At 69.2% G+C, this 17,991-nt stretch carries 15 protein-coding genes, 2 tRNA genes and 1 pseudogene; 5 read left to right on the top strand and 13 right to left on the bottom strand.

Going from position 1 to position 17,991, the window contains the following annotated elements:
- The 5 genes from JWN68_RS05615 to JWN68_RS05595 form a co-directional block, all read left to right on the top strand.
- On the top strand, positions 1 to 612 hold a 612-nt coding region (locus tag JWN68_RS05615), incomplete at its 5' end, for a MoxR family ATPase (RefSeq protein WP_297735894.1).
- 3 nt (positions 613 to 615) lie between these two features.
- Positions 616 to 1,794, top strand: a complete 1,179-nt coding sequence (locus tag JWN68_RS05610) for a DUF58 domain-containing protein (protein WP_297735891.1) — start codon at positions 616 to 618, stop codon at positions 1,792 to 1,794.
- The gene (locus tag JWN68_RS05605; protein ID WP_297735889.1) at positions 1,791 to 4,013 is read left to right on the top strand and encodes a transglutaminase-like domain-containing protein; all 2,223 of its coding nucleotides are present in this window, start codon (positions 1,791 to 1,793) and stop codon (positions 4,011 to 4,013) included. Before JWN68_RS05610 ends, JWN68_RS05605 begins: the two co-directional genes overlap by 4 nt.
- Positions 4,014 to 4,059: 46 nt before the next feature.
- On the top strand, positions 4,060 to 5,169 hold the full coding sequence (locus JWN68_RS05600) for a carbohydrate kinase (RefSeq protein WP_297735886.1): 1,110 nt from the start codon (positions 4,060 to 4,062) through the stop codon (positions 5,167 to 5,169).
- Entirely contained in the window at positions 5,166 to 6,098 is a 933-nt protein-coding gene (locus JWN68_RS05595) for a pseudouridine-5'-phosphate glycosidase (RefSeq protein ID WP_297735883.1), read from the top strand. The genes JWN68_RS05600 and JWN68_RS05595 overlap by 4 nt, the downstream gene beginning before the upstream one ends.
- A gap of 23 nt (positions 6,099 to 6,121) precedes the next feature.
- Here JWN68_RS05595 and chrA read toward each other — a convergent pair whose 3' ends face one another.
- From chrA to gyrB, 13 genes and pseudogenes are all read right to left on the bottom strand, one after another.
- A complete protein-coding gene (chrA, locus tag JWN68_RS05590; protein ID WP_297735880.1) occupies positions 6,122 to 7,510 on the bottom strand; it encodes a chromate efflux transporter in 1,389 nt (462 codons plus the stop codon).
- A 181-nt stretch (positions 7,511 to 7,691) separates the two neighbouring features.
- Positions 7,692 to 8,924 (bottom strand): HAMP domain-containing sensor histidine kinase, encoded by a 1,233-nt coding sequence (locus tag JWN68_RS05585; protein ID WP_297735877.1) that lies wholly within the window; start codon positions 8,922 to 8,924, stop codon positions 7,692 to 7,694.
- 78 nt (positions 8,925 to 9,002) lie between these two features.
- On the bottom strand, positions 9,003 to 9,668 hold the full coding sequence (locus JWN68_RS05580) for a GAP family protein (protein WP_297735875.1): 666 nt from the start codon (positions 9,666 to 9,668) through the stop codon (positions 9,003 to 9,005).
- Between the two features lie 72 nt (positions 9,669 to 9,740).
- Entirely contained in the window at positions 9,741 to 10,355 is a 615-nt protein-coding gene (locus JWN68_RS05575) for an SGNH/GDSL hydrolase family protein (RefSeq protein WP_297735902.1), read from the bottom strand.
- Positions 10,277 to 10,513 (bottom strand): annotated as a pseudogene (locus JWN68_RS19240) (SGNH/GDSL hydrolase family protein); the annotation flags it as partial. The pseudogene JWN68_RS19240 and the gene JWN68_RS05575, both read right to left, overlap by 79 nt.
- Before the next feature lie 19 nt (positions 10,514 to 10,532).
- On the bottom strand, positions 10,533 to 10,922 hold the full coding sequence (locus tag JWN68_RS05570) for a ClpX C4-type zinc finger protein (RefSeq protein WP_297735872.1): 390 nt from the start codon (positions 10,920 to 10,922) through the stop codon (positions 10,533 to 10,535).
- Positions 10,923 to 11,268: 346 nt separating this feature from the next.
- Positions 11,269 to 11,595, bottom strand: coding sequence for a cupin domain-containing protein (locus tag JWN68_RS05565; protein WP_297735869.1), 327 nt, complete (start codon positions 11,593 to 11,595; stop codon positions 11,269 to 11,271).
- 125 nt (positions 11,596 to 11,720) lie between these two features.
- Positions 11,721 to 11,796, bottom strand: a tRNA-Ala gene (locus tag JWN68_RS05560).
- Between the two features lie 39 nt (positions 11,797 to 11,835).
- Positions 11,836 to 11,961: a DLW-39 family protein gene (locus JWN68_RS05555; protein WP_297735867.1), complete on the bottom strand. Its 126-nt coding sequence runs from the start codon at positions 11,959 to 11,961 to the stop codon at positions 11,836 to 11,838.
- Between the two features lie 35 nt (positions 11,962 to 11,996).
- Positions 11,997 to 12,073, bottom strand: a tRNA-Ile gene (locus tag JWN68_RS05550).
- Between the two features lie 101 nt (positions 12,074 to 12,174).
- On the bottom strand, positions 12,175 to 12,807 hold the full coding sequence (locus tag JWN68_RS05545; protein ID WP_297735864.1) for a DUF3566 domain-containing protein: 633 nt from the start codon (positions 12,805 to 12,807) through the stop codon (positions 12,175 to 12,177).
- A 2-nt stretch (positions 12,808 to 12,809) separates the two neighbouring features.
- On the bottom strand, positions 12,810 to 15,617 hold the full coding sequence (gyrA, locus tag JWN68_RS05540; protein ID WP_297735862.1) for a DNA gyrase subunit A: 2,808 nt from the start codon (positions 15,615 to 15,617) through the stop codon (positions 12,810 to 12,812).
- A 173-nt stretch (positions 15,618 to 15,790) separates the two neighbouring features.
- Positions 15,791 to 17,860, bottom strand: coding sequence for a DNA topoisomerase (ATP-hydrolyzing) subunit B (gene gyrB / locus JWN68_RS05535; RefSeq protein WP_297735859.1), 2,070 nt, complete (start codon positions 17,858 to 17,860; stop codon positions 15,791 to 15,793).
- Positions 17,861 to 17,991: the final 131 nt, after the last annotated feature.

Below are 17,991 nucleotides of genomic sequence, written 5' to 3'. Positions count from 1 at the left end.
TCGCCCAAGACGCAGGCCGCCCTCCTCGAGGTGATGGAGGAGGGCCACGTCACCGTCGACGGCATCACCCACGACGTGCCGCACCCCTTCATGGTCATCGCGACGCAGAACCCGATCGAGCAGTCCGGCACCTACCGGTTGCCGGAGGCGCAGCTCGACCGCTTCCTGATGAAGACCTCGGTGGGCTATCCCGACGCCAACGCCACCGAGGAGCTGCTGCTCGGCTCCGCGGTGCGCGACCGGGCCTCGCTCGTCACCGCGGTCGCGAGCCGCAAGCTCATCACCGACCTGACCCGGATGGCCGGCCAGGTGTACGTCGACCGGGCGGTCGTGCGCTACGTCCGCGAGCTGGCCGAGTCGAGCCGTGAGCTCCAGCACGTGAAGATGGGCCTCTCGGCGCGTGGTTGCCTGGCCCTGGTCCGCGTCGCCAAGACGTGGGCAGCCGCCGATGGGCGGACGACCGTGGTCCCCTCCGACATCACCACGCTGGCCTCCCCGGTCCTGTGCCACCGGCTGCTGCTCGACCCCCAGGCGCAGTTCAGCGGCGTGACGGTCGACGACGTGATCGAGCGCCTCCTGGGCTCCGTCACGCCCCCGACCGCGCGCGCCTGATCCATGAGGGCCCTGCTACGGGGAGCGCGGGCACTGCTGCGCGTGCCCTCCCCGACCGGGCGCGCCGTGATCGCGCTCGGCAACGCTGCCTGGATCGGTGCCGCCTACACCCAGATCGTCGAGCTCCGCACTATCGCGATCATGTGCGGCCTCACGGTGCTGCTCGCGATCCCCTGGCTGCTGATCCCGATGCGCGTCCGGGCCGCCCTGGTGCTGCAGCCGCTGCGCGCGGTGGCCGGTGAGCGGGTGGAGATCTCCCTGACCGCAACCAACAACGGCCGGCTCTCCCTCTGGCAGCCGCTCGTCAGCATGCCGGTCGGCGAGCGTGACTCCTGGTTGCGGATGCCGACCCTGCCTCCCGATGGGCAGGGCAGCCACGAGTTCGCTGTCGACGACCTGGAGCGCGGCGTCCTCGACGTGGGTCCGGCGACCGCCGTACGCTCCGACCCGCTCGGCCTCCTGAGGCGCTCCGTCCGCTGGTGCGCCCCCGTCGAGCTCTTCGTCCGGCCGCGGATGGTGCTGCTGAGCACGCTGGGCTCCGGGCAGGTGCGCGACCTCGAGGGTGTGCCCAGCGACCGGATGTCGATGAGCGACCTCGCCTTCCACGCCCTGCGCGAGTACGTCCCCGGTGACGACCTGCGCCACGTGCACTGGCGCTCCTCGGCCCGCGCCGGCGAGCTGCTCGTGCGGCAGTACCACGACACCCGTCGCAACCACGCGACCGTCGTCCTCGACGCCCGGGCGACCAGCTACCGCACGGATGACGAGTACGAGCTCGCCGTCTCGATCGCCGCGTCGCTCATCATGTGCGCTGCGCGCGAGGAGTACGACGTGAGCCTGGTGAGCGGCACCGAGGCGGTCATCGGGCTCCCGGGAGGGACGGTTCTCGACGGCACCTGCCGGGTGCAGCGCCAGCGCGACGCCGAACCGATGGCCCCGGCGATCAACCGGGCGGTGGTGCTGGTCCCCGAGACCAGCCTGCTGTTCGTGGTGACGGGCGCGGGTGCCGACGACCTCGAGGACGTCCCGGCCGGACTCGTCATGGTGCCTGCGGAGACGCGCTGCGTCGTGCTGCGAGCAGCGATCGGGGAGACCTCCTCGATGGCGCGGCTGCACGGCCACGACCTCGGCACCGTGGGCTCGCTGGCCGAGCTGTCCGGGATGCTGGTGGCCTCCTCATGAGCACCGTCACGAGCACTCCCAAGCGATCCCGCACCCGCCCGTTGCCCCCCTACGCGGGCATCGACCTGTTGGCGATCTCAGTGCTGACCGCGATGGCCATCAGCGGGTTCTGGCCGGTCTTCGACGGCTACCGCTGGCTGGTCGTCGCCGGCGCGGGAGCGGTGATCGGAGCCGGGTGGGCGCTGCTGATCATCACGGTTCGCCTCGGCATGGACATCGTCCTGGAGTCGATGGCGGTCGTCTACCTGCTGACGGCCGGCGGGATCGCGCTCGGGGCGGGCGGGTACTTCCTCGGCATCCCGGACCCCGACGTCCTCAACCGGGTGCTCGCCGGCACCTTCACGTCCTGGCGGACGCTGGCGGAGACGGCGCCGCCGGCGGACAGCTCGGGGGCGGTGCTGATCATCCCCTACGCCCTGACCTACTTCCTGTGCTGTACGGCCACGGCCATGGCCCTGCGCAGCCGCCGCGCAGCCCTGCCGGTCCTCCCGCTGTTCGTGATGCTCGTGCTGGTGCTCCTTCTCGGCTTCGCGCAGCCGTTCTCGGTCGTGCTGCAGGGCATCGGGTTCGGGGCCGCCGCGTTGCTCTGGATCGGTCATCGCGGCATGCGGATCGAGGCCGGTCGCACGACCGACGTCGCTCTCGGCGTCGTGCCACTCGGCCGGGTCGTGTCGGCCGTCGCGGTCATCGCGGTGGTCGCGGCCGCCACCCTGCCCTTCATCGACTCGATCGAGCCCCAGCGTCGGGAGGTCGTCCGGGAGGTCGTCGAGCCCTACGACGCCGCCTACATCGAAACCCCGCTGTCAGCGTTCCGCCGCTTCCGCGACCAGGGCCCTGACGTCTTCAACAACCTGGCCGACACCAAGCTCTTCCGGGTCCGGGGCGCGGAGGCGGGCACGCGGGTGCGGATCGCGGTCATGGACCGGTACGACGGCGAGCGGTGGTACGCCGCCAACGACACCAGCGAGACCGACTTCTCCGACCGGTTCCTGCGCGTCTCGTCGCGGATCGACAACGACGCCGCGGGCGAGGAGCAGCTCTACACCTTCTTCGTGCGGGCGAGGTGGGACCTTGCCTGGGTGCCGACGATCGGCGCGATGCAGGCGTTCGAGTTCTACGACGACTACGCCGCGGACCGGCTCCCCGACCTGCGCTACAACCGCTCCACCGACACCGCCGTACTGCCCGGCGGGCTGGACCTCCGTGAGGACTACGTCATCACCGCCATCCCGGTCGCCGACAGGCTGACGCCCCGGATGAAACCGTGGCCACGGCCCGACGAGACGCTCCGCGACGCCGCCGCCTTCCTCGATCTCCCGGCCCAGGCCTGGTCGCTCGACGCGAGGACGCCCATGGAGGGGGTCTTCAAGGTCGCCGACCGGCTCCGGGAGCGGGGCCGCTACAGCGACGGGGCCTTCGGCTGGGAGACCAAGTTCGAGGCCGGGCAGGACTCGATCCGTCTCGACGAGGGGTTCATCAACGCCCCGGCCACGGTGGGCAACGACGAGCAGTACGCCGCCGCCATGGCGCTCCTCGTCAACCGCCTCGGGATCCCCGCGCGGGTGGCCGTCGGCACCGTGCTCGGCAACAACGGAGTCATCAAGGGCAAGCACCTCGATGCCTGGGTCGAGGTCCGTGTCTCCCACGGGTCGTGGCGGGTCCTGCCGACCAGGACGTTCATGAGCCACAGGTCGCCGCGACGCGACGACGTCAGGCTCGCCCCGGTCAGCATGCCGCCGGAACGGACGGGCCCCCAGAAGCCGCCGCGGGAGCGCCCCGACGAGCAGCTGCCCGACCCGCCGGTCACCGACCAGCAGCCGGACGAGCCCCTGCCGACCTGGCCGCTGCTCCTGCTGCTCCCGCTCTCCGTGGTGCTGATCCCCGCGGCCAAGACGGCCCGGCGCCGTCGGCGGGAGGCGGCGTGGCTGACCGCCGCGTGGATCGGGGGCTGGGACGAGCTGCTCGACAGCGCACGGGATCTCGGCGTCGCCGTACCCCCTCGGAGCACGAGGCCCGCTCAGGCCACGGCTCTCGGCTTGCCCACGGCCCTCGCGCGCGACGTCGACGTCGCCGTCTTCTCACCCGCCCACCCGCCGTCGGCCGAGACGTTCTGGACCGAGGTGAAGACCTGGCGCGAGTCGCTGAAGTCGTCTGCGTCACCGCTTCGGCGCGCCTGGGCGTTGTTCAACCCTGCGTCGTTGCTGCCGCGACGCCGCTGACCCCGGCGTCTTGCTTATCTTGCTAAGTCGTCTTTAGACTGCTGAAGTGCTGACGAGTCGCGAGCAACAGATCGTGGACCTGCTCCGCCGCGACCCCTTGATGAGTGCCGAGGCGCTCGCGGGGGCCCTCGGGACGACCCGCGCATCGGTCAACGTGCACGTCTCCAACCTCGGCAAGAAGGGCGTGATCCTCGGTCGGGGCTATGTCCTGGCCGAGAGCCCCGCAGCGGTCGTGGTCGGTGGCTCCAACATCGACCTCAAGGCGCGGAGCCGGGCACCGGCGACCCCCCACACCAGCAATCCCGGCCACGGCTCGATGACTCCAGGTGGTGTCGGGCGCAACATCGCCGAGAACCTCGCCCGGCTCGGTGACCGCGTGCACCTCGTCAGTGTGGTGGGACGAGACCCGCTCGGCGAGACCCTGCTGAGCCAGACCGTGGCCGCCGGGGTCCGCGTCGAGCACGTGACCCGCACGGAGCGGCCGACCGGCACCTACACCGCCGTGCTGGACGCGGACGGCGAGCTCCTCGTCGCCATCGCCGACATGGAGGCCATCAGCGAGATCGGGCCCGAGCTCGTCGGCTCGTCCCGCGACCTGATCGCCAGCGCCGAGGTGCTCGTCCTTGATGGCAACCTCTCGCGCGAGGCCCTCGAGCACACCCTCGACCTCGCGGCGGGCGTGCGCACGATCTTCGAGCCGGTCAGCGTGCCCAAGGCCGCCGGGCTCAGGGACGCCCTGGATGACCGGGTCTACGCCGTCACCCCCAACCGCGACGAGCTCACCGCCCTCACCGACCTCCCCACCCGCACCGACAGGCAGGTGAGGCGCGCCGTCTCGTCCCTGCACGACCGCGGCATCGAGCTGGTCTGGGTCCGGCTCGGGGACCGCGGCTCCCTGCTCGCCACGACCGAGGAGACGATCGAGATCCCGGCGCTTCCCGCCAGGGTCGAGGAGGTCACCGGGGCCGGCGACGCGATGCTCGCCGCCTTCTGCCACGTCCTGCTCGCGGGCGGTACGCCGCAGCACGCAGCCCGCTTCGGGCACGCGGCTGCTGCGCTCACGGTCGCCAGCCCACATACCGTCCGACCCGACCTCACACCGCGGCTGGTCCAGGACGCACTCGACGCCGCCACCGACCTCAGGGAAAACCCATGAACCCCATCCGCAAACCTCATCCCGACCTCGTGCTCACCGACGAGGTGACCCAGGCGCTCGCCGACGGTGCGCCCGTCGTCGCTCTCGAGAGCACGATCATCAGCCACGGGATGCCCTACCCGCAGAACGTCGAGATGGCGACCGAGGTCGAGCGGATCATCCGCGACGGCGGCGCGGTCCCCGCCACGATCGCGGTGCTGGACGGCCGTCCCCGGATCGGGCTCGACGCCCAGGGCCTCGAGCTGCTGTCGACCGACGCGGACGTGGCGAAGGTCAGCGTGCGCGACCTGCCCTACGTCATCGCGCGCGGCGGGCACGGAGCCACGACCGTGGCGGCCACGATGCGCCTGTCAGCGCTGGCGGGCATCAGCGTGTTCGTCACCGGCGGGCTGGGCGGCGTACACCGCGGAGCGTCGCAGAGCTTCGACGTCAGCGCCGACCTCACCGAGCTGTCGCTCACCGACGTCATCGTGATCTCTGCCGGTGTGAAGTCGATCCTCGACATCGGCCTGACCCTGGAGACGCTCGAGACGCTCCACGTCCCGGTGGTGGCCTACGGCACCGACGAGTTCCCTGCTTTCTTCTCGCGGCACAGTGGGCACCTGTCCCCCATGCGGCTGGACTCCCCCGGCGAGGTGGCCGAGATGATGTCCGCCAAGTGGCGCCTCGGCCTGTCCGGTGGCATCTCCCTGGTCAACCCGATCCGCGCCGAGGACGAGATCCCCGCCAGCGAGATGGACCACGTCATCGAGCAGGCCATCGCCGACATGTATTCCGCCGAGATCCACGGCAAGGAAGCCACGCCCTTCCTGCTCGGCCGCATCGTGGAGATCACCGGCGGCGCGAGCCTCACTGCCAACATCGCTCTCGTCAACAACAACGCGCGGCTCGGCGCAGAGGTCGCCTCGGCGTACGCCGCACTGCACTGACGTACGCCGCGGGGAGGATCAGCTCAGAACAGCAGCCCCAGGGCGATCCCCGCCAGCGCGCAGGCACCGAGCGTGCGCAGCACCGACCAGCTTCGCCAGAAGACGAGCGCACAACCGAGCGCCGTGATCGCGAGTGCGGCCCACTGGATGGTCTCGAGCACCGGGACCTCGAAGTCGAAGGGTCCACCGGTGATCCTGCTGGTGTCGGCGAAGAGCGTGTGGATGGCGAAGAACACGGCCAGGCTGGCGATGACGCCGACCACCGCGGCAGTGATGCCGGTCAGTGCGGTCGACAGGGCGCGGTTGCCGCGCAGGCGCTCGACGTAGGGCGCGCCGAGCAGGATGAACAGGAAGCAGGGCACGAACGTCACCCAGGTGGTGAGCAGCGCGGCGACGAGGGCTGCGACCCATGGGTTGAGGTCGCCAGGCGCCCGGTAGGCGCCGACGAAGGCGACGAACTGGACGACCATGATGAGCGGCCCGGGGGTGGACTCCGCGAGCGCAAGGCCCCGGACCATCTCGCCCGGCAGGAGCCAGCCGTAGACGTTGACCGCCTGCTGGGCGACATAGGCCAGCACGGCGTAGGCGCCGCCGAAGGTGACAACGGCTGCCCCCGAGAAGAAGAGTCCCTGGTCGACGAAGATGCTCGACCGGCCGAAGGCGACCGCGGCCAGGGCGACCGGGGCGAACCACAGGACCAGGCCAATCACCAGGATGGCTGCGGCTCGGCGGCCGGAGGGGCGCTCAGTGTGGAGGGCGTCGTCGCTGATGAGCGGTGCCGGGCCGTCGTCCGCTGTGGTCGGCTTCGCCCTCGTGAGGTCGGGGATGGCCTTGCCGAGCCCCCACCCGATGAGTGCCGCCAGGCCCACAACGATCGGGAAGGGGACCGCGAAGAACGTCAGCGCGACGAAGGAGACGATCGCCAGCCCGATGAGCGCCGGGTGCCCGAGGCCCTTCTTGGCCACGCGGATGACGGCGTGGAGCACGATCGCGATGACGGCCGGAGCCAGGCCGAGGAAGAGCGCCTCGACGAGGGTCGTGTCGCCGAAGGAGACGTAGATCGCGGAGAGCCCCAGCAGGGCGACCGCTCCGGGCAGGATGAAGAGGATGCCGGCGATCAACGCTCCCTTGACGCCGTTGAGCAGCCATCCGACGTACGTGGCCAGCTGCTGCGCCTCCGGGCCGGGCAGCAGAGTGCAGTAGGACAGCGCGAACAGGAACCGCTGCTGGCCGATCCAGCGCTTCTCGTCCACCAGCGTCCGCTGCATGACGGCGATCTGACCGGCCGGACCCCCGAAGGTCTGCAGCGAGATGGCGAACCAGGCCCTGGTCGCCTCGCGCAGCGGGATCACGTCGTGCGGGCGCTGGTGCGTCGCGGTGGCGCGTTCGTGGTGGTCCGGCGAGACGGTCATGTCGGTGTTCCCTTGCGAGTGGGCCTGCGTCGCGCGACAGCGGTCGGGCTCCCACACCATAGTCTAGCGACGGGCTCGACTTTGCCGTGCGGCGTACGGCGCCGGCTGGGTCAGCCGGAGGAGCACGTACTGAGTTGCTCGTTTAGGGGAAGGCTCCCCGCGGCGCGCCCCGCCTGGATCATCAGGTCGGAGTGTTCGCCGGGACCTTGGACGATTCGGTCCGCGCGGGCGTCTCGCCCTCGCCTGACCGGGCCCGCGGCAGGGTGATCACGAACTCAGACCCGACGTCGGCCGGCCGGTGGGTCGCGTCGCCACCGTGGGCGCGTGCGAGCAACCGGACGATCCACAGGCCCAGCCCCACCGACTCGGGGTTGTCGGTGGTGCGGTTGAGCCGCTCGAAGAGGTGGGGACGGTCGGCGGTCGCGACCCCCAGTCCGTAGTCGCGGACGACGAGCTCGACCATCCCGTCCGCCATCCGAGCCCCCATGACCACCGGCGGCTGGCCGTGACGAAGGGCGTTGGTGCCGAGGTTGACCAGCATCTGCTGGAGGCGCACGGGGTCCGCGCGGGCCGTCAGGCCGGCTTCGACCTCGACGCGGATCGACGCGTCGTCCAGCAGCTCAGCCACCTGTTGCATGAGCGCGTCCACGTCGACCTGCTGGAGGTCCAGCACCAGCTTGCCGCCCTCTACCCGCTCCAGGTCGAGCAGAGAGCTCGCCAGGATGGTCAGACGTGCGGTCTGGCGGGCGGCGGCCGCTACCAGGGGCTCGAGATGGGCCGGGAGCTCGGCGTCCTCGGTCAGCAGCTCCAGCACGCCCTGGATGGTCGTCAGCGGGGAGCGCACGTCGTGGGCCAAGGTGGCCATCAGGGCCGCCCGCCAGCTCTGCTCGTCCTCGATGATCTGCCTCGCTGCGCTGAGACGGCGTACGCGTCCCTCGATGACCAGGCCGATGCTCAGCGCGAAGGGGATGACCAGGACCGTGGCGGCGAGCACCTCTCGCGTCACGTCGTTGAAGACCAGGGCGACGGTGTACGCGCATGCAGCGAGCGGCGCATTCAGCAGGATCATCCGCCTGCTGAGGTGTAGCCCCATCCAGGCGAAGGCCAGCACGAAGAACGCTCCGGAGCCGGACCCGATGCCGCCCACGGCCCACGTCGACGCCCCGATGACGGTCCATGCGACCAGCGCGATGGCCGTCATGCTGACGGGCCCCAAGTGGCGCCACGGCAGGAGGGCCAGGACTGCGATCACAAGCTCGAGCCCGGCAAGCAGAAGCAGCGGCTCACGGCGATCGGGGAACGAGATGATGGCGAGCAGGCTCAACCCAGCCGCCAGGAGGAAGAGGATCCCCGCCTGGCGTGCAGCTCGAGAGGTGTGTCCCACCCATCTCGAGTCGTCCAGCGTGAACGCCATGATTCAGGCTAGAGGCCCCGGGCCGCAGATGTGGGCGCTCTCCGATACTCGTGCCGGGCGAGTTGGACAGGCGTCGGCTCACACCCTCGCTGCGATCCCTACCAGCAGCAGCGACAGGACCAGCAGTCCGAGGGCCTTCCACCGGTTGGCCGGCAGGTCGGCCTCGGTGCCGAAGTTGTCGTGGATCAGGCGCAGCAACACCTGGACGGGTCCGCCATGGCTCAGGCCGACTGCCAGCAGGACCAGGCACGGGATGCAGTAGACGACGGCGTACGCGACGAGGACCGCGGCGGCGACGAGGGTGGAGGTATCGGCCACCACCAGCCGCTCGATGGCGATGAAGTAGGGGAACGCGTTGGGCAGGTCGGCGCCCGTCATCATCACTCCCAGGACTACAGCGGTCGCTGGGCTGAACCAGGTCGGGAGGCCCACTGCCGACCGTCGTCTGGGACGGAGGGCTCGTACGGCGGAGACGAGCAGCACGAGGGCTGCCAGGCCGAACGCACCCCGACGCACCCAGGCAAGCGCACCGTCGACCGCGGACGCCGCTGCGTCGGCTCCCAGGTAGATGATCAGCCCCACGGTGAGCACCGAGGCGAAGGCGCCGAGCACGACGCCTCCCGCCTCTGCGACGGGCCGATCGCGAGAGCCGAGCAGGATGAGGGAGATCGCGACCAGGGTCGCCGGGTTCAGCGAGTCGAGCGCGGCCAGTCCGGCGATGGCGGCTAGGAGCGGGAGCGTCATGCGCGCCGCCTACGCCTGCGTGCCGTTGAGCCAGATGATCATGGTGTCGGACCCTAGCGGCGCCGTCCCTGCTCAGCCGCGCGCCGCGTGCCGGGCCAGCCAGGCGAGCTCGCGGCCGTGGCGGCGCATGGTGCCAGCGGCGCTCTCGCGCGCGATTTCTCCGAGGCTCCCGCCGGTCGGGACGTCAAGAAGGTCAGCCACGCTCTGGGCGATGAGGCGGTGCCCCTGCGCGTTCGGGTGGATCCGGTCCAGGCTCCACATCGCGTGACGCCGGGTGCGTTCGCCGGCCCAGGAGTCGAGCAGCACGGTCCGGTGCCGCTCGGCCGCGTCCCTGATGACCTCGTTGGCTGCGATGATCCGCCGCCGCAGCGCCCCACGCAGCGGCGGCAGGAGCAGGCTGCAGGCCGTCAGGTCGGGCAGGGTCAACAGCACGACGGTCACGCCCGGAGCCACGAAGGGCTCGACGAGCTGGTCGAGCTCCGCCGCGAAGCGGGTCGCCTCGAAGCGAGGGAAGAACAACACGTCGTTGCCGCCGATGAAGACCGAGACGAGGTCCGGCTCCGCCGCAACGGCTGCGTCCAGCTGGTCGCCAGTGCACGGGACGTCGTGTGTCCGCGTACGGCGAGGTTGGTGAACCGCATCGCCGGCGACACGGCGCGCAGCTGGTCGGCGAGGTAGCTGGCCCAGCCCTTCAGCTGAGCACCGCCCACGGGGTCCCCGAGCCCCTCGCTGAAAGAGTCACCGATCGCGACGTAGTGCCGGAACACGGGGGCGCGGTCGTGTCGTCGTGCATCGCCTGGGTTTGCTTTTGCATACCCAGAGTCTACGTCGCCGTCTCTGGGCACCACAGTCGAGCGAACTCGTTCAGCTGGTCTCCGCAGACGCCTCGCGCTTGTGGGCGCCGGCGAACCGCTCCCATGCTGCCTGCCGGCTCACGCCGAGAACGGCGCCGATCTGCGCCCAGGAGACGTTGCGGGTGCGAATGATGCCCACCCAGTCGTTGACGAAGTCTGTGCTCTGCTCGGTTGACTGGATGATCAAGGGCAGCCTCGACAACAACTCGGCGTCGGACATGTCGTTCCACACCGGCCTGGCCGCGTCCCTGTGCTTCGCGGGGTCGTGGGCCATGTCGTGGAAGTAGTCGACGCACGCAAAGCAGATCATTGCTCCCAAGCCCCCAGCCATGCGGTTCTGCTGGCTGCCTCGCCTGCCGCAGAAGGAGCAGACCTTGCTCTCATCCCTCAGATCCACCACGGCCTCCACCTGACCCTCGGAGGGTCCAGCACACTTTAGCGCCGCCTCGGAAAGGTCGGTCTGCTCTTGGCCGCCTTCGCCCTGACCGCTGGTGAGGACCACATCTGGCGCAGCGCGACGGCGAACAACCGTGCCGCGGTTTGGGCACACCCCCGTGGAGCCCAAACCGCGGCAACGAAAGAGGGTCATGATCGCCTCTATATGTCAAGAGTACCCTGACGTGCGTTCGGCGCTCAACCGCTTTCTGAAACCAAAGACGTTGCAGGACGCCATTCGGTGGCATCTCTTCCCAAGATGGTTTCTTCCGGGGCCCGGTAGCCGGTCTCGGGTCTTCGCTGCCGCCGAGTCACACGTAGATGTTGTCGTGCTCTCCCATGAACGCCTGCAACTCGTCGTGGCTGGGCGTCCAGCGCCCCTCCGCCAGCTCGACCAGTCCCTCGAAGTAGGCCTCGCGCGGAGCGCCGGGCACGAAGAGGATGAGCAGCGAGGCAGGCTCGCCCGACTCGTTGCGGAAGCCGTGCAGGCCCCCCTCGGGCACGTAGACGAAGTCGCCCGGCTGGCCTGCCAGCCACGTGCTGCCGTCGAAGAGCTTCACCGTTCCAGACACCACGAAGAAGGACTCGCTGATGGTCCGGTGGAAGTGCGGCTGCGCCCCGGCCGGCTCCGGGCCCATGTCCCACCGATAGAGCCCGAACCGGCCCTCAGTCGTCGCACCTGTCGCCAGGTAGCTCGCCGAGCCACCGGGGCGGGGCCGATCGGGTGGGGTGTCGGCCGGGCGGTACCTGCTGGTGCTGGTGCTGGTGGAGCCTAGGGGACTCGAACCCCTAACCCCCTCGTTGCAAACGAGGTGCGCTACCAATTGCGCCAAGGCCCCGTGGGCGGCGTACCGCCCCGGCAAGCAAGAACAGGTGGGTCAGGACTTGTGGACCGTGTCCGTCGCCTCGGCCCACAGCGCCTGCTCGGACTTGCCCTCGTCCATCTTCTTCTTCGCGATCATGGCGCCGGCGGCGGCCAGCAGGATCAGGGCGATCTTCTTCATTCCTGGGGCTCCTTGGAGGCTGGCGGTGAGGTGGGTGGTGGGCCTAAGAGGACTTGAACCTCTGACCTCTTCCTTATCAGGGAAGCGCTCTAACCGTCTGAGCTATAGGCCCGCATCGCTCCCAGCACGAGCCGGAACGCAACACTGGTCACCGCCGGTGACCGAGGGGGACATTACCGCACGCTGAAGCAGGGCAACAAAACGGTGGTCGGGCTAGCGGTCGTCCTCGGCGAGGGTGACCTCGATGCCGCCGAGCAGGGCCGCCGCCATGTTGTAGAGGAACGCGGTGAGGGTGGCGATCGCGGTCAGCAGGATGACGTCGATGACGCTGACGAGCAGGGTGAAGCCGAGCACCCGCCCCGTGCCGAGATAGTTGGTGACGTCGAAGCTGGAGCCGTCGTCGTCCGCCTCGATGACGCTGGCCACGGTCGCGTTGATCGAGTCCCAGACACCTGCCGCGCCGAGCACGGTCCACACCATGAAGACGGCGACGAACGTGACGACGCCGAAGGCGACCGACAGCAGGAAGGACGTCTTCATCACCGACCACGGGTCAATCCTGGTCAGCCGCAGACGAGCACGACGGGGTGCCTTCTTCGGAGCAGGCTTCGCGCGTCGGTCCGTCTGCCTCGTCTCCGTCCTGGCGGTGGTGCTCGACGTCGGGGTGTCGCGCGACGCGGCGGCGCGCTTCTGCGGCTTGGCACTCGACAGGCCCGACTGGATCCGGTCCGAGAGTGACACGCGAGCGTCGGGCGCAGCGCCGGCCGGCGTGGCGCCGCCGGTCGAGCCGTCGCCCCCGGTCGAGCCGTCGCCCCCGGTGGACCGGGGAGCTGTGCGCTCGGACATCGTCACTCCTCGGCGTCTTCGACTGGAGCCTGAATTGTTGCACCGTCGGCCTCATCAGGCGACTCGACGCCCTCCTCGGCCCCCTCTTGAGCACCGCCGGTGAGCTCGTCGATCAGCTCGTCGTCGACCGGGCTCGACTCGACAGAGGTGGGTTCGCCGTTCGCCGGCGTGTCCACGCCTTCGGCCTCGGCCTCCTGGGCGGCGACCTCGTCCTCCTCGCGGGACTCCACCGAGCGGGCCACGACTGCCACGGCGTCGCCGGACTTGAAGCTGACGAACTTCACGCCCTGGGTCGAGCGGCCGGTGGCGCGGAAGTGCTCGTTGATCGGGCTGCGGACGACCTGTCCACCCTGGGTGATCGAGAGGATCTCGTCGCCCTCCTCCACGATGAAGGCGCCCACCAGGCCGCCGCGGTCCTCGTTGGTGAGGGTCATCGCCTTGATCCCGAGCCCGCCGCGACCAGTGGTGCGGTATTCGGTGATCCGCGAGCGCTTGGCGAAGCCGCCGTCGGTCATGGTGAAGACGTACTGCTCCTGCACCTCGTCGGAGGCCACGGCCCCCTCCGCCTCCGCCTCGCGCACATCGCTCGGTGCAGCCGCATCGGCTGCTTCCTCGGCTGCGACCTGGGCCGCACGGATGACCGACATCGACAACACGGAGTCGCCGTCGCGGAACTTCATCCCAGTGACACCGGAGGTCGCGCGACCCATGGGTCGCAGCTGGCTGTCGTCGGCCTTGAAGCGGATCGCCTGGCCGCGCCGCGAGACCAGCAGGATGTCGTCGTCGCTGTTGACCAGCTCGGCGCCGATCAGGGCGTCGTCGTCCTCGCGGAAGTTGATCGCGATGACGCCGGCCTGACGCGGGCTGTTGTAGTCGCCGAGGCGGGTCTTCTTGACGAGACCGTTGCGGGTCGCCAGCACGAGGTAGGGCGCCTGCTCGTAGTCGCGGATCGCCAGTACCTGTGCGATGTCCTCGTCGGGCTGGAAGGACAACAGGCCGGCGACGTGGCCGCCCTTCGCGTCGCGGGCGGCCTCGGGCAGGTTGTAGGCCTTGGTGCGGTAGACCCGACCGGCGGTGGTGAAGAACAGCAGCCAGTGGTGGTTGGTGGTGGAGATGAAGTGCTCCACCACGTCGTCGCCGCGCAGGGTCGCACCGCGCACGCCCTTCCCGCCCCGCTTCTGGGTGCGGTACTGCGCGCGCTGGGTCCGCTTGGCGTACCCACCGCGGGTGATCGACACGACGAGCTCCTCGTCGGGGATCAGGTCCTCCATCGAGAGGTCGCCGTCGGCAGCGATGATCTGGGTACGGCGATCAGTGCCGTACTTCGCGACGATCTCGGTCAGCTCGTCGATCACGATCTGCCGCTGGCGCTGCTCGTTGGCGAGGATGTCCTCGAGGTCGGCGATGATGACCTCGAGGTCGGCCAGCCGGTCGAGGATCTTCTGGCGTTCCAGGGCGGCGAGGCGACGCAGCTGCATCGCCAGGATCGCGTCGGCCTGGTCCACGTCGATCTCGAGCATCGACATCAGGCCCTGACGGGCCTCGTCGACGTCGGGCGAGCGGCGGATCAGCGCGATCACGTCGTCGAGCGCGTCGAGCGCCTTCACGAGGCCGCGGTAGATGTGCGCGTCCTCCTCGGCCTTGCGGAGGCGGTAGCGCGTCCGCCGTTGGATGACCTCGATCTGGTGGGCGACCCAGTTGCTGATGAACTGGTCGATCGTCAGCGTGCGCGGGACGTAGTCGACCAGCGCAAGCATGTTGGCCGAGAAGTTGGTCTGCAGCTCGGTGTGCTTGAAGAGGTTGTTGAGCACGACGCGGGCGACCGCGTCACGGCGCAGCACGATGACCAGCCGCTGCCCGGTGCGCGAGCTGGTGTCGTCGCGGACGTCGGAGATGCCCTGGATGCGGCCGGAGTCGGCGAGCTCGGCGATCTTCAGCGCGAGGTTGTCGGGGTTGACCATGTAGGGCAGCTCGGAGATGACCAGGCAGGTGCGGCCCTTGGCGTCCTCGTCGATCTCGACAACGGCACGCTGCGAGATGGAGCCGCGACCGGTGCGGTAGGCCTGCTCGATGCCCTCGCGGCCGACGATCAGGGAGCCCATCGGGAAGTCGGGGCCCTTGATCCGCTCGATCAGGGCGTCCTGGAGCTCCTCGCGGGTCGCGTCCGGGTGCTCGAGCGCCCAGATGGCGCCCTCGGAGACCTCGCGCAGGTTGTGTGGCGGGATGTTGGTCGCCATACCGACCGCGATGCCGGCCGAGCCGTTGACCAGCAGGTTGGGGAAGCGGCTGGGCAGGATGGTCGGCTCCTGCGAGCGACCGTCGTAGTTGGGCTGGAAGTTGACGGTCTCCTCGTCGATGTCGCGGACCATCTCCATGGCCAGCGGCGCCATCCGGCACTCGGTGTATCGCATGGCCGCCGCCGAGTCGTTGCCCGGCGAGCCGAAGTTGCCCTGCCCGTTGATGAGCGGAGCGCGCAGCACCCACGGCTGGGCGAGGCGGACCATGGTGTCGTAGATCGCCGTGTCGCCGTGGGGGTGGTACTGACCCATGACGTCACCGACGACGCGCGAGCACTTGCTGAAGCCGCGGTCGGGGCGGTAGCCGCCGTCGTACATCGCGTAGAGGATCCGGCGGTGCACCGGCTTGAGCCCGTCGCGGACGTCGGGCAGGGCCCGGCCGACGATGACAGCCATCGCGTAGTCGATGTAGCTGCGCTGCATCGAGACCTGGAGGTCGATGGGCTCGATGCGGCCGCCGGGGCCGTGGTCGATGCCGTCGCCGTGGCCGGAGCCGCTGGTGGTCTCAGTCATGATTCGTCTTTCTAGACTTATCTAACAGAACGATTAGATTGACGGATATCTTGGTAGTCACAGGAGTCGCGAGGGGCGTCTGATCGCAAGGCGGAGGAGCGAAGGCGACCTTCGAGCGAAGCGGGTCGTCGAGCGACGACAACGCAGCGAGCGGATGCTCATCGTGGCTCCTGTCAGATATCGAGGAAGCGAACGTCCTTCGCATTTCTCTGGATGAACGAGCGACGTTGTTCGACGTCCTCGCCCATCAGGATCGAGAAGATCTCGTCGGCCTGGGCGGCGTCCTCGAGGGTGACCTGGAGCAGGATCCGCCCGGCCGGGTCCATCGTGGTGTCCCACAGCTCGTCGGCGTTCATCTCACCGAGACCCTTGTAGCGCTGGACGGGGTTTTCCTTGGGCAGCTTCTTGCCCTGCTCGAGACCGTCACGCATCAGGGCGTCGCGCTCGGCGTCGGAATAGACGAACTCGTGCTCGGCCGGCTTGTTCCATCGCAGGCGGTAGAGCGGAGGCTGCGCCATGTAGACGTAGCCGTGCTCGATCAGCGGTTTCATGAAGCGGAACAGCAGCGTGAGCAGCAACGTGTTGATGTGGTGTCCGTCGACGTCGGCGTCGGCCATCAGCACGATCTTGTGGTAGCGCAGCTTCTCGATGCTGAACTCTTCGTGGATGCCGGTGCCGAGCGCGGAGATGATGGCCTGGACCTCGGCGTTGCCGAGGACCTTGTCGATGCGGGCCTTCTCGACGTTGAGGATCTTGCCGCGGATCGGCAGGATCGCTTGGACGCGCGGGTCGCGCCCCTGACGAGCCGAGCCGCCGGCCGAGTCGCCCTCGACGACGAAGACCTCGCACTCCTCGGGGTTGGTCGACTGGCAGTCGCTGAGCTTGCCGGGGAGTCCGCCGCCGCCGAGGAGGCCCTTGCGGCCGCGGGCCAGGTCGCGCGCCTTGCGCGCAGCGATGCGGGCCATCGCAGCGGACTGGGACTTGCGGACGATGTCCTTGCCCTCGGCCGGGTTCTGCTCGAACCAGGCACCGAGCTGGTCGTTGACGATGCGCTGGGTGAAACCCTTGACCTCGGTGTTGCCGAGCTTGGTCTTGGTCTGTCCCTCGAACTGGGGGTTCTCCAGCTTGACCGAGATGATCGCGGTCAGGCCCTCGCGGATGTCGTCACCGGAGACCCGGTCCTCCTTCTTCTTGATCTGTCCCCACTCCTCGCCCCAGTGGTTGACCAGGCTCGTGAGCGCCGAGCGGAACCCCTCTTCGTGGGTGCCGCCCTCGTGGGTGTTGATCGCGTTGGCGAAGGTGTGCACCGACTCGGTGAACGAGGTGTTCCACTGCATCGCCACCTCGAGGCTCATGTGGTTGCCCGTGGACTCAGGGCTCTCGGCCTCGAAGGAGATGATGGTCGGGTTGGCCTTGTCCTTGCGGCGGTTGAGGTGCTCGACGTAGTCGACGAGGCCGCGCTCAAACTTGAAGACCCGTTCCAGGCCGCTGGCTGTCTTCTTGATCGCATCGGACGAGGCCTGGTCGATCGAGGGGTCGACGGTGCCGTCCTCGACGGCGTCGGCGACTTCGTCTGCGTGCTCGCGTTCGTCGCGGATCACGATCTCCAGCCCCTTGTTGAGGAAGGCCATCTCGCGGATCCGGCTGGTGATCGTCTCGAGGTTGTAGGTCGTGGTCTCGAAGATCTCGTCAGAGGCCCACCACGTCACGGTGGTGCCGGTCTGCTCGTCGGGCTCCATCGGGCGCACCTGCTCGAGGTCCGCGTCGGGGACGCCGAGGGAGAAGATCTGGCGCCACAGGTGGCCGCGGTTGCGCACCTCCACGACGAGCGTGGTCGACAGCGCGTTCACGACCGAGACGCCGACACCGTGCAGACCGCCGGAGACCTTGTAGCCGCCGCCGCCGAACTTGCCCCCGGCGTGGAGCATGGTCAGGGCCATCGTCACAGCCGGCATGTCGGCGCCCGGCGCGGTGTCGGTGGGGATACCGCGGCCGTTGTCCTCGACCTTGACGCTGCCGTCGGCCTGGAGGGTGACGACGATGCGGTCGCAGTAGCCGGCCATCGACTCGTCGACCGCGTTGTCGATGATCTCCCAGATCAGGTGGTGCAGGCCGCGCTCACCGGTGGAGCCGATGTACATGCCCGGTCGCTTGCGAACCGCTTCGAGGCCTTCGAGGACCTGGATCGCGGAGGCGTCGTAGTCGACACCGTTGGGCCGCTCGGGGACAAGTGCGTCGCTCACGCAAACCTCTTCTGCTTCTCACCCTGGCGGGTGCGGTGACATAGGGCAAGGTCGCGACCGATCAGTCAGCGACCTCACGCTCAGTCTAGCTGCCAGGGGCCCAGAAGCCACGTTGCCCTGCCGGGTTTGGG

It is taken from the genome of Nocardioides sp., from assembly GCF_025964975.1.
Taxonomy (GTDB): Bacteria; Actinomycetota; Actinomycetes; order Propionibacteriales; family Nocardioidaceae; genus Nocardioides.
This window is presented reverse-complemented; position numbering and strand designations above follow the sequence as displayed.